10 protein-coding genes are annotated in these 12,355 nt (G+C 59.6%); 9 read left to right on the top strand and 1 reads right to left on the bottom strand.

The window, feature by feature from the left end; genetic code table 11:
• The first annotated feature begins 110 nt into the window (after window positions 1–110).
• The 4 genes from IVB19_RS06050 to IVB19_RS06065 all read left to right on the top strand — a co-directional run bounded on the left by IVB19_RS06050 (window position 111) and on the right by IVB19_RS06065 (window position 3,268).
• Window positions 111–773, top strand: coding sequence for a response regulator transcription factor (locus IVB19_RS06050; RefSeq protein ID WP_247376655.1), 663 nt, complete (start codon window positions 111–113; stop codon window positions 771–773).
• Window positions 770–2,083: an ATP-binding protein gene (locus IVB19_RS06055; RefSeq protein WP_247376658.1), complete on the top strand. Its 1,314-nt coding sequence runs from the start codon at window positions 770–772 to the stop codon at window positions 2,081–2,083. Before IVB19_RS06050 ends, IVB19_RS06055 begins: the two co-directional genes overlap by 4 nt.
• Before the next feature lie 439 nt (window positions 2,084–2,522).
• Window positions 2,523–2,786, top strand: coding sequence for a type 2 periplasmic-binding domain-containing protein (locus tag IVB19_RS06060; protein ID WP_247376660.1), 264 nt, complete (start codon window positions 2,523–2,525; stop codon window positions 2,784–2,786).
• A 119-nt stretch (window positions 2,787–2,905) separates the two neighbouring features.
• Window positions 2,906–3,268, top strand: coding sequence for a cupin domain-containing protein (locus tag IVB19_RS06065; RefSeq protein ID WP_247376843.1), 363 nt, complete (start codon window positions 2,906–2,908; stop codon window positions 3,266–3,268).
• 256 nt (window positions 3,269–3,524) lie between these two features.
• On the opposite strand, the gene IVB19_RS06070 is transcribed toward IVB19_RS06065, so the two are convergent.
• Window positions 3,525–4,211: a Crp/Fnr family transcriptional regulator gene (locus tag IVB19_RS06070; protein WP_247821099.1), complete on the bottom strand. Its 687-nt coding sequence runs from the start codon at window positions 4,209–4,211 to the stop codon at window positions 3,525–3,527.
• 1,114 nt (window positions 4,212–5,325) lie between these two features.
• Between IVB19_RS06070 and IVB19_RS06080 the strand changes: the two genes are divergently transcribed.
• The 5 genes from IVB19_RS06080 to IVB19_RS06100 all read left to right on the top strand — a co-directional run bounded on the left by IVB19_RS06080 (window position 5,326) and on the right by IVB19_RS06100 (window position 11,934).
• Window positions 5,326–7,998 (top strand): PAS domain-containing protein, encoded by a 2,673-nt coding sequence (locus IVB19_RS06080; protein WP_247821100.1) that lies wholly within the window; start codon window positions 5,326–5,328, stop codon window positions 7,996–7,998.
• The gene (locus IVB19_RS06085) at window positions 7,995–8,654 is read left to right on the top strand and encodes a response regulator transcription factor (RefSeq protein WP_247821101.1); all 660 of its coding nucleotides are present in this window, start codon (window positions 7,995–7,997) and stop codon (window positions 8,652–8,654) included. The genes IVB19_RS06080 and IVB19_RS06085 overlap by 4 nt, the downstream gene beginning before the upstream one ends.
• Before the next feature lie 197 nt (window positions 8,655–8,851).
• Window positions 8,852–9,226 carry a response regulator transcription factor gene (locus tag IVB19_RS06090; protein ID WP_247376831.1) on the top strand — a complete coding sequence of 125 codons (375 nt, stop codon included), beginning with the start codon at window positions 8,852–8,854 and terminating at the stop codon, window positions 9,224–9,226.
• A gap of 346 nt (window positions 9,227–9,572) precedes the next feature.
• Window positions 9,573–10,973 (top strand): sensor histidine kinase, encoded by a 1,401-nt coding sequence (locus IVB19_RS06095; RefSeq protein ID WP_247821102.1) that lies wholly within the window; start codon window positions 9,573–9,575, stop codon window positions 10,971–10,973.
• Between the two features lie 715 nt (window positions 10,974–11,688).
• Window positions 11,689–11,934 (top strand): DUF3551 domain-containing protein, encoded by a 246-nt coding sequence (locus tag IVB19_RS06100; RefSeq protein WP_247821103.1) that lies wholly within the window; start codon window positions 11,689–11,691, stop codon window positions 11,932–11,934.
• Window positions 11,935–12,355 lie beyond the last annotated feature (421 nt).

The raw sequence follows: 12,355 nt of genomic DNA on the forward strand, positions 1-12,355 counted from the left end.
CGATACCGGTTCCAAGCCGGAGCACTTGGCCGTGCGCGACGAGATGCACGGTATCCGAGGGTGCAATGTCCCATGAGGGAGTAACTGCGCATCAAAACAGAGGCGTCGAAATGCGGGTTTTGCTGATTGAGGACGACAAGATGGTAGGCGCGGCCGTTGAGCAGGCGCTTAGGGATGCTGCCTATGCGGTGGATTGGGTGACCGATGGCGAGACCGCCATCTACGTTGCGGAGAGTGAGGCTTACGAGGTAGCGCTGCTCGATCTAGGGCTCCCCCTGGCTGATGGCCGCGAGGTGCTGCGCCGGCTTCGCGCGCTCGGCCGCAAGCTTCCGGTCATCATTGTGACCGCGCGGGACGGCGTTGACGACCGCATCGATGGCCTCGATCTCGGCGCGGACGACTATCTGGTAAAGCCGTTCGAGATTCGCGAATTGCTGGCGCGCATGCGCGCGGTGCTTCGCCGCGAAGGCAGTGGTTCACCGGCGCTGCTCAGCAATGGCACGCTTCATTTGGATCCTGCGACGCGCGAAGCTTCGTTCCACGGCGAGGCATCGCTGCTTACCGCCCGCGAGTTCGCGCTGCTTTCGGCGCTGTTGGCGCGGCCGGGTACGATCCTGTCGCGCAGCGAGATCGAGCGGCAAATCTACGGCTGGAACGAGGAAGTCGAGAGCAATGCCATAGAATTCCTGATCCATACCATCCGTAAGAAACTGGGCGCCACAGTGATCCGCAATGTGCGCGGCGTCGGCTGGATGGTGGACCGCTCGTTATGACAAAGTCGCTGCGCGCCCGTCTTTTCGTCGGCTTGACGGCGGTTATCTTGCTGGCGGGGTGTATCGGTGGCGCGTTCACCTATCTCTGGGCGTTCGACGAGGCGATCGAGATGCAGGATTCGACCCTGATCCAGATCGGCAGCCTGTTGCAGAACGGCAGCGTCAGGAGCGACCAGTCACTCGGCGGCGTTGATGCGGACGCGGAGGTTGATGTCACAGAATTGGGGACGGCGCCGCATGGCTCGGCCGAGGAGCGGCTACTCTGGAGCCTCCAGGACGGACTGCACGTGGTGTCGCGCATCGGTCAGTCGGCGCGGGTGCTATTGCGGACTCGGCCTGACGGAAGCCGGTTTGCCGTGACACAGCTGACGGACGTCAGAGATGACATAGCGAGCAGCATGGCGATCCGCACGCTGCTCCCGATCGCCGCGCTGATTCCCTGCTTGCTGCTGGTCGCGGCGTTGGTCGTCGAGGGATCGCTGCGCCCGATGGTCCGATTGGCCGGTGATCTCGACTTAAGAAGTGCGGATGACATGATCCCGCTTCCGCTAGCGGACACGCCAAGCGAACTTCATCCGTTCATCGCATCCATCAATGGGCTATTGGAGCGAATGAAGTTGATGATGGATCAGCAGCGGCGTTTTGTCGCCGATGCTGCGCATGAACTGCGGACGCCCATCACCGCGCTTAGTTTGCAGGCAGAGATTCTCGATCCGGCCGATCTTCCCGAGCAAGCGCGCGAACGCCTCGGCGCGCTCAAGCAGGGCATACGCCGCACCAAGCATCTTCTTGAGCAACTGCTCGCGCTGGCGCGACATGAGGCCGGCCCGAACGGTGAAGCCACCGTGGTGCCGCTAGACCGCACCGTGAAGGATTTGGTCGCGGATCTGGTGCCAGAGGCGGCGCGCAAGGGAATAGATCTCGGTTTCCAGTTGATTGAACCGATCGCGACCAGGGGCGAGCCCATGATGGTCGCGACGATGATACGGAACCTGCTCGACAATGCCGTACGCTTCACGCCGCAAGGCGGACGGGTCGATATTGGGGTCTACCGCGCGGGGAACGAAGCGGTGGTGCAGATCGAAGATACCGGACCAGGTATCCCGTCCGGCGACATCGATCGGATATTCGAGCCGTTCTTCCGCGGCAGCCGACCGGCTGAAGATGGTATCGGGCTGGGCCTCTCGATCGTAAAACGCATCGTTGATCGCCTCGGGGGGATAATTGTGCTGGAGAATATTTCCGACCGCGCCCCGAAAGGTCTTCGAGCAACCGTCCGCCTCCCGGCCATGTACCGAATTGATGCCTAGCGAGGAAAGTCCCTCTCTATGTCCTAGCTAAGTCGTTCCAGTTAAGGACTTTCCCGTCGCTTTTCGGATGACGCCAAATCCAACGACGTCTTGAGACGGGAGGATCGCAATGATGATACAGACAAGCGTGGACCGAGTTCTTCGGCACGAAGCAGTGGTTGGGAATCCCGAGATCGGCTTCGAGACTTTTGTTCCCGTATTTATGATGTCGTCTATCGGGCTAACGCTTAGTCTCTTGATAGTAACTCTGTTCGCGCGTTAGCCGGCGAAGTTCTCCGCGCCCCCAAAGCGTTATCAGCGGCATAGAGATTGAACCCTCGGGGCGTACTGAGGTCGGCCTGGGTCGTTCGCGTCGGTTTTGGCATGTCCGCGACATATCTGGTTGTGCGCGCTCCGCAATTCGTCGTTAGGCCTCGTCCTGGAGTTTCTCGCCCAGGCCTTGAAGCTCCCCGACGGCGCGTCCACCGCACTGGATGCGCCTTATTTGTCGGCGGGCGCCGTGCTGGTTCAATCCGATCTCGTCGCCATTCTCGGGCGCAAACTTGCCCAGGAATTTCGTCGCGCTTACGCCATCGAGATGCGTGAACTTCCTATCGAGACGCCGAAATTGCGTAGCGTCGTGGGCTGGCACCGCCGCTTCGATGAGGTGCCGGCGCATCGCTGGCTCCGCGAGACCATTATCGCTGCGGCAGCAGCGTTGTAGGTTATGCCCCTTTGTTCGTCGCAGGAGCTGGATGGAGTTCTGCCCGGGTGCTCCTCGCGGAACGGCAATCGTTCCGCGACTTGAACACCGGGGTTGCTCTTGTTCGAAGGAGAAGGATCATGAAAACCATCTTTGCCACTGTCTGCCTGTTCGCCGTTGCGTTGGCCTCGCCCGTGCAAGCCAAGGGATGCATCAAGGGCGCCATCGTTGGTGGCGTTGCCGGCCACATGGCGGGTAGGGTGCTCCACGGCAATCCGGGCAAGCCTGGCCTGCATACTGTTCGCCTCAAGATGCCGGCAAATTCAAAAATGCCTGTGCACTCTCACCCTGACGAACGCGTTCGCGTTATCATTTCGGGGACATATTACTCGGCGCTCGGCGACAGCGTCGATGCATCGAAGCTCTTGAGCTTTCCACCCGGGACGTTTTCGCATGTGCCGCCCAAGGTTTGGCAGTTCGCCGAACGAGAGACGAAGAGCTGATCTTTGAGATTACCGGAATCGGACCAATAGGTATCGACTACTTGAATCCCGAGGATGATCCACGGAAGTAAAAATGATGTTCGGGCTCACTTCCGCTGTTGGGCCCTCACCCGACATTAGGTGGTAAATCTTGGTTAAACGCATGGGGCCGCTCCCCACCTTGATAAGGGCGGAAGGACCACCTTCTCCTCTTCGGCGAAGCGGTTTCGAGTTCAGCACCGCCTCGGCCGGCTTGATTGGGCCGCGCGGAAAGGGCTCACATGGCATCGCCCGATTCACCTACTGCATCATCCGGCACAACCAAAACGCGAGATCGGGCCGTATTCATCGCGAAGATTTCCTGGACCATGAGGCGCAGGGTACCGTGGCATTCGCACGCCGCCGCCGCCAGCCGCGACCGGTCGATCTCGATCTGACCCCGTCGCTCCGATCTGATCGCTCCGGAGTCGCGCAGATTGCGCATCAGGAGCGTCACCGTCGTTCGTCGCACACCGAGCATTTGCGACAGCGCCTCATGGGTGAGCGGGAGGACGTCGTTGTCGACGCGGTCGCGAAGATGGAGCAGCCAGCGCGCCATGCGGGCCTGGACCGGATGCAACGCGTTGCAGGCCGTGCCGAACTGAAACTGAATCAGCATCGCCCTCATGTGCATCTGGATCGCGTGCCGGATCGCGGGGCTCCGGTTGAACGCGACTTGAAATCGCGATGCGGGGATCCGCGAGGCGGCGCCCGCCGCACGAACGATGGCGGTACTGGCCGAAGGTGATGGACCTAGCACGGAAAGAACCCCTACTGCTCCCTCACGCCCGACTGCGGCGGTGGCAACCGTCTGCCCGTTCGCCATGTCGATCATCAGCGAGATGGCGCCGCTGTGAGGGAAGAACACGTGTTCGATCTGGTCGCCCGCTTGCGAGAGGACCGCGTCCTGATCGAGCCCGACCATCTCTAAGCCGGGCACCAGCAGGCCGACGCCTATGCCGGCGTGATGTGGTCGCAGGTCAGTGGGGGCCTTGCGAACGGCTTCCTCAACCGTGCCTCGGTCGCTCCGACTGTCCGGTTACGCTTCCGGTTCTGAAGGACCGCGGCGGTTACGTTGCTGCAGTGGATTGCGCTGTCGCTGGTCCGCTCCACGCGCTAGAGTTGGGCTCCTCGGCGAACCGCCGCTCCCATCTGACAACCGACATCGCGCCCGCATAAAGCAGTTCGGGATCGAAGCTCAATCGACGGCGCTTGCCTGCCAGAGCGCCCCAGCAGTAGAAACGGCTCGAATGGTGGAAGAGCAGCGGCGTCTCGGCATCGCACACAGTTCCGTTATCGCGCGAGCACTGCTGTCGGGTACCCTGCTTCCCGCCAGATTTATCTTGAACGATGAATCGCGTGGGCCTGTCGGACCGGGAGCGACACTAGGAGATTTGAGGCAGCTCGCTCAATCGTACGCGGGTAAGTGTCTGACAACGAAGGGATCGGACGAATAATACGGAGGTTTGGGGTGCTGCCACGTTGCGGCCGATGTGGTTCCGCACCAGCGATCGCGCAGCTCGATGGTTTGTCCCGGGACGTTGTGGTTCACAGATGTGGGCGAACGAGGGAGGATTGGTCAGCATTAGGCCGACATTTGCCTGGCCGGTCTTTTCGACCGCATCGCAAAAAGGAGCGGACGGCTTGCACCTGCCTCGCCGGGGGGAAAGAGGCAACGCGTAGGCCGTCCGCACTGGCAGCTAATCGAGACCGCGCCAGGGAGAAGCGCGATCAGGCTGCTTGGTCTATAACTAGATCGGGCCGAGCAGTTGCGCCATTAAGCAGAGGTATACCTGCACTAAATTGAAGTTTCGCGGGACGCAGTTGCGTTCCGCTGTTGCGCCGGAAACCGACCCGCGGCAATCGAATTGCCGAACCTGTTCAAGATGTTCTAGTCTTGCAGGCCGGGGCACCGGGCGCCCCTGCGATGACAGGGCGCCCGCTCACTTTCGCCGCAAATCCGCCCGGCTATCGTAGCGGGACGAGCGAGCTGAATGGCAAGACCTGGTCTCAGTGAACGGTGGTCAGCGCGTTCTGCGATGTCTCGCTACGCGACAGCCCCCCTGTCGGTCGCGGTCGCGATCGTTGCCGCGGAGCTGATCACACGCGTGCTGCACGCCGAGGCTATCGCGTCCTCGATGCTTTGCTCAGTTATTTTCGCTGCGTGGGTTGGCGGGTTTGGCCCGGGATTATTGGCGGTCACGCTCGCTCTCTTGGCCTTTCATTATTATCTGCTGCCGCCGACCAGTTCATTTACCTGGAAGCATTACCTTTTCGCTGTAGGCATCTCGGAGATACCGCGTCTGATCCTGTTCTCCATTACATCTCTCATGGTTGCATTCCTGATCTCGGCCCAGAGGAAGGCAACAGAAGCACTTCGGCGTTCGGCACATGACCTGCAGGTAGCCATGGGTGATCAGAAGCGGATTGAGGCCGCGCTCCTGCAGAGCGAAACGTATTTGATCGAAGCGCAGAGATTGAGCGGTACCGGGAGCTTTGGATGGAACGTCGCCAGCGGAGATATTTTCTGGTCAGAACAAACCTTTCGAATCTTCGGATACGACCGGAGTACGAAACCGACCCTGGAACTTATTGTCCAGCGCGCCCATCCGGAAGATCGCGCTGCCGTGCAAAACACTATCGATCGCGCGACCCGCGAGGGACGGGAATTTGATCATGAATATCGACTGCTGATGCCGGATGCATCGGTTAAACATGTTCACGCCTTGGCGCGCGCCGAAAGAAATGCTTCCGGGGGCATCGAGTTTGTAGGCGCGGTCACCGATGTCACGGTGGCAACGGAGACGGAACGAAAGCTGCGACGCAGCGAGGCCTATTTGGCCGAAGCCCAGCGATTGAGCCACACCGGAAGTTGGGCCTGGGATGCGCGTCGGCGAGAGTTCGTGTTTCGGTCTCCGGAAGCGCTCAGCATGCTGGGATTCGATCCGGCTGAGGAGGCTGTACCACAGCAGCCCTTGTGGGATCGCGTTCACGGGGAAGACAGGGACCGGGTCATCGAAATGGTGCGGCAGGCCCTCCGAGAGAAAACGGACTTCGAAGGCGACTATCGCATCGTTCTTCCGGGCGGTTCGACAAGATATGTGCATTCCGTGGGACATGCCGTTGTCGGTCACGACGGTGAAGTGACCGAGCTGGTTGGTACGCACATCGATGTCACGGAGCAGCACCTCGCCAATGAGGCGCTGCAAAAAGCTTTTGACGAAATCAAGAAGTCCGAGGATCGGCTTCGACTCGTGATCAACACGATCCCGACCTTGGTCTGGCGCGCCGGACCGGACGGGGTCCCCGATTTCCTCAATCAAACGGCGCTCGACTACACCGGCCTCTCACCGGATCAGGCCGAAACCGGCTGGCCTCGCGCCTTTCATCCTGAGGACAAGAAGGGCATGTTGGTGAAGTGGAGCGCAATACGGGCGTCCGGTACGCCCGGTGAGCTTATAGCCCGCCTACGGCGTTTCGACGGTGAATATCGCTGGTTCCTATTCCGGGGTGTGCCGCTACGCGATGAACACGACAATATTGTCAAGTGGTATGGATCGTCCACCGACATAGAGGACCGCAAGCGGGCGGAGGAGGAGTTACGGCGAAGCGAAGCCAAATTGGTCGAAGCACAGCGAGTGAGCCAAACCGGCAGCTTCGTCTGGAATGTCGTTACTGACGAACGCGTCGGCTCCAAGGAATTCTTCCGGATCCTTGGATATGACGAGCCGCGTTCTGTCACCTTTGAAAACGTCCTTGATCGCACTCATCCGGAGGATCGGGCTCGCGTCCAGGAGACGATCGAACGTGCAGCCCGCGGCGGAGAGGATCTCGACTACGAGCATCGGTTGCTGATGCCGGATGGCTCGGTCAAATACGTCCATGTCGTCGCCCATGCTGTCAGAGACCAGGCGGACCAGCTGGAGTTCATTGGGGCGGTGGTGGATGTTACCGCGACCAAACAGGCCGAGGAGAAGCTGCATAAAGCGCAGGCGGAGCTCGCGCATGTCATGCGCGTGACCACGTTGGGCGAACTGACAGCCTCGATCGCCCACGAGGTGAACCAACCGCTCGCTGCAATCATCGCTAACGCTGGGGCCTGTTTGCGCTGGCTCGACCGCGAAACTCCAGACCTGCCCGCTGCGCGCCGTTCGGTGGAATGGGTCATCAATGGCGGCAACCGGGCAACTGAGGTGATCCGGCGTGTCCGCACGCTCGCGAAAAAATCCGGCATCGAAAAAGTGCCGCTCGATCTCAATGACGTCGTCAAGGAGGTTATCGTGCTGGTAGAGCGTGAGTTGAGTAGCCAGCTAGTCTCATTGCGTACCGAGTTGGCGCCCGCTCTCCCTGCGATCCTTGGTGATCGGGTTCACTTGCAGCAGGTGATCATTAACCTGGTAATGAACGGCATCGAGGCGATGTTGCCGATCACGGATCGGCCGCGCGAACTGGTGATCCGGTCAGGCCAGGACGAGGCACACCGTGTATTCCTAAGTGTGACCGATTGCGGCGTCGGGATCTCCGCCGAGAATGCGAGCCGGCTGTTCGACGCCTTCTTCAGCACCAAGTCCAGCGGCTTGGGAATGGGGCTCTCGATCTGCCGTTCGATCGTGGAGGCCCACGAGGGCCGTCTATCGGCATCGCCCAATCAGGGGCCGGGAGCTACGTTTCAATTCGTCCTGCCCTCGCAACAACAGAAGGAGGCGTCGTGACTGAGCGTCCCAAAACACCGCGTGAGCCTATCAGCGCGAGAGAGCCGCTCGTCTTAATTGTCGAAGACGACGAATTGATGCGTGAAGCGCTCAGCAATCTCTTTGCATCGATCGGGCTGGAGGTTGAGGTGTTCGGTTCGGCAACCGAAATGCTGCAAAGCACGCTTCCAGATGTCGCCAGCTGCCTGGTCCTGGACATTAGGCTGCCAGGAATGAGCGGTCTAGACTTCCAAGGTGAACTGGCGAAGGCGAACGTTCATATTCCCATTATCTTCATGACCGGCCATGGCGACATTCCAATGAGCGTGAGGGCCATGAAGGGCGGGGCTGTCGATTTTCTGAGCAAGCCATTTCGCGATCAGGACATGCTGGACGCCGTGACAGTGGCGATCGAACGGGATCGCAAGCGACGCGAGGCCGACCGGATCGTCGCGAACCTGCAAACTCACTTTCAGACCTTAACCCCTCGCGAGCGCGAGATTCTTGCCTTGGTATCCTCTGGCCTCATGAACAAGCAGATAGCTGCCGAACTCGGACTTGCCGAAATTACCGTCAAGATTCACCGTGGGCACATCATGAAGAAGATGGATGCGAAATCGCTGGCCGATCTGTTACGGAAAGCCGAAACTCTTGGAGTTCGTCGCGTCAAGCCTTAGTGCTTGCCCGGCGAGGATTGGGCAAGAAACCTCGACCTTCAGGCTTCAAAAGATCGAATGCGTCTGATTGAGTTACCACGTACTCGCGCGGACAAACCTAAGTATGATTTCAGAATCCCGATTGGCGGCCCATTCTTAGATCTGGGGCGGTGCCAAGGAGTGCGTCTTGCACCCGCGCCTGGAAGGTCGTCTTGTCAATGCTTTCGACGATTTCAGTTGTTGACGACGATTCACTCGTCCGTGAAGCAATCGACAATCTACTCAGCTCAGAAGGATATCTCGTCCACACATTTGCGTCGGCCGAAGAGTTCCTGCAGTCACCTCAGTTGCACGACTGCGCATGCGTCGTCGCGGATGTGCAGATGACCGGCATGAGCGGGGTGGACCTCCTCACCCATATGCGCGCCCAAGGGCACAGTACGCCGTTTGTGTTCATTACGGCGTTCCCCGAAGACAGAGTGCGGGATCAGGCGCGGAAGGCCGGAGCCGTTGGCTTCCTGGCCAAGCCCTTTACGGCGCCCGGCTTGATCAAACATGTCGAGGCCGCCGTCGGTCGCGGGGATGCTGGCTAAGATGACAGGCGCCTGTTCGTGATCTTGATGCGGCCCGCGCCGGCTCATCACCCCGTCTTCAGCACGCTCGATGCAATTGCCAAGCAAAAACGAAGGTATGGGGCCTCGCAAACGAAGACGATAGTCGGAACAACCTCCGTAGGATCGAGTCGCTCGCGCTGTTCGGGCTAGGCTGGCGCCCGCACCTGGAATCAAGGATGCGCCGGACGGCGCGTGAGACGAGCGAAATGCGAAGGATGCACCCATGTCAACGGAGTCGTGCGAGCTCGTTTCAAGGCTTCGCAGCCACCCCCCAGGCCGAGCAGAACTGTGGAGCATTTCTGCGATCTTTCGGCGAGACGAAGTGATGCAGTTGCTTGAGGTTTTGCGATCTAACAGGCTGCGATGGACCGTATTGGTGACCGGCATCTTTGCGGCATTTACCGTTGCACTGCTCGGGTTCGTCTACTTGACGACGAAGCATGACTTGACGTTGCGATCCGACCGAACCATCGCCTCGCAGATAGGAATTCTCGTTGCCTTGCCACCCGGTCGGAGGCTAGACGCAATCAACGAGGGCCTGCGGTACGATCCAGGCCGTGTCCGGATCATCGGATTATTTGGAGCGCACGGCGACAGGATCGCAGGCAATATGCAAAGGCAGCCAGCCAATATCGAGATCGACGGCACGGCACGAAACGTGGTGGTCGACAGAACTGACAGATTTGGCGTGGGGCAGCAGGCCGTGCGGCTGATCGCGCAAACGTTACCCGATGGTAATGTTTTGCTGGTCGGACGCGATGCGGCTGAAATCGAGGAGATTGCAAGGGTCGTCGGAGGAGCGCTGGCGCTGGGCCTATTCCCCGCGGTGTTCCTTTGCATTGCAGTCGGCGTGACGCTGAGCGCGCGCGCCCGTAAGCGTCTCGTAGAGGTCAACAAGCGAGTGCAGCGCATCGTCGACGGTAATCTGCGTGAACGGCTCCCGCTTGGGAACAGCGACGATCCCTTTTCGCAACTTGCGACAATAGTCAATGGCATGCTCGATGAGATGGAGACTCTCATCGAGTCTCTCGGAGGCGTCGGTCGGGACATCGCGCACGACTTGCGTACGCCCCTTACCCGTGCGCGTTTGATGCTCGAGCGAGGTCGCAGCAACGCCATAACGCTTGAACAGTTGCAGGCAGTTGCGGACAAGACGACCGAGGCTCTCGATCAATCGCTATCGATCATTACCGCCATCCTGCGTCTTGCGGAAATCGAAATAAATCAGAGATCGGCTGGCTTCGGCCACGTCGCACTTGCAGATATCATAAGAGAAGTAGGCGATATGTATGAGCCGATAGCGGAGGATCGGGGAATTAGCCTAGTCATCCAATCGCCAGACGAACTGGACGTTCATGGTGACCGCGATCTTTTGATCGAGGCGATCGCCAATCTCGTCGACAACGCCGTGAAATTTACGCCGGCGGGCGGCCGGGTCGAGATCGGATTGGTGCGCAGTCGCGACGAAACCATAGTCCGAGTCAAGGATACCGGGGCAGGCATAAGCAAACACGAGCACGACGCTGTCTTGCGGCGCTTCTATCGGTCGGACAGGACAAGGCACATGCCGGGCCTCGGCCTCGGGCTGAACTTGGTTGCGGCCATCGTCAAGCTTCACGGATTCAGATTCACCATTCATCCAGGGGCTGGTTGCATCGTCGAGATCGCTTGCTCTCATGCTCCGATCCTAATGACAGAACACAAGCCAAGCACCTCACCTTCTTGATATAGGGAGGCCTGAACACCATCGTCATCATGCTTGAGTGTTCGCCGGCGCCAGCAATTAAACGTATGCCTGGTAAACAAACCGCACCACATAGGCGTTCTGTCCTGGGTTTGCTAGGCCAACGATCAGTTGGCGGAAGTCGCAGGCATTTGGCGGTGGCTGCTATCGAGATGGCGAGCCATGGAGGGCCAAATCGCGGCCGGATCACTACTGGCGCGCCCGCTACGTCAGCGCTAATCCGGATTATGGTGAGTGCAGCCGTCACTCCGGTTCTGAAGTGTCAAGCTCCAGAGCGTGAAGCTTTCGAGCATCCTCCCGATCTATGATCTGACATCAAAACTGGTCTCCCAGTCTCATGCTGTGATGTGCGCCTTCCAAGGAACCGGCGGTCGGGCCCCCGCGATTGGGCGGCGCCGACGGGCAAACCCAAGGCGTGTCCCTCCCGCGGCAGACGAACTTTGACGCGCTCGAAGACCAATAGCCGATAATGCGATCAGGCGATCGCCACAAGCAAGCTCTGGGATCCCGCCGATTTGACCGATCGTGAAGCCGCGATAGCTTGGTGCTATGGCCGTCCGCACGCACATAAACCAACAGCGGTGCCTCTCTCCCCAGCAGACCCGCAGGAACGGATCCTAGTTCGCGCATCCTCGATCCCCCCAGAAAATGCGGCTGGAACCGTTCGCCCTCTAAATACAAGCCAGGAGTTGATTCTATGCGCAAAGTTCTATTCGCAGGGTTCTCTGTTGTTGGCCTCCTTGCGACCGCCACCCCAAGTTTGGCAGCCCCCGCGGTTGATCGATACTGCCTGCAAGGAACGGAGTGGGGCTATCCTGGCAACTGCCAGTTCTCGTCCTATCGCCAGTGCATGGCAAGTGCGTCTGGTACAGATGCATACTGCGGTATCAATCCGCGATATTCATCTGCGAACCAGGGGCAAGGCTACTCGCCGGACTATTGAAGTCAGTCCGCGCGCCAGTGCGAGGCGCGGCTGAAATCGACCCTTCGAGGCAACTCGGAGGGTCTCGGCGCGCGCGGTAACGCCCCGGCCAACGAAAGGAAGTCGTGATGAAAAGGAAGTTCATCTTGCGTAAGATCTTGGTTGCTCTTTCAATCGCCTTTGCACTTGGCGCTTCGTTTATTCCCACCAATGCATTCGCATCGGGTAGCGCCCTTGGAGATGGTCGTATGGCCAGCGGCGCGAATGCTGATCGCAGCGTCCGCCTTCTTCCTGCTCGCGCACGCGGCTACGAGCGGCACCCGTGGCGGCGACGGGCCTACCAGTGGGACCCGTGGTATCACTCGGGCTCCTATTACGGGCCCATGGTCCCCGCGGTTTGAACTTCGCCAGGCTCGAGCGCACGCTGCCGATCCGGCCGAAG

The sequence above is a fragment of the Bradyrhizobium sp. 187 genome, assembly GCF_023101005.1.
Lineage (GTDB): Bacteria > Pseudomonadota > Alphaproteobacteria > Rhizobiales > Xanthobacteraceae > Bradyrhizobium > Bradyrhizobium canariense_D.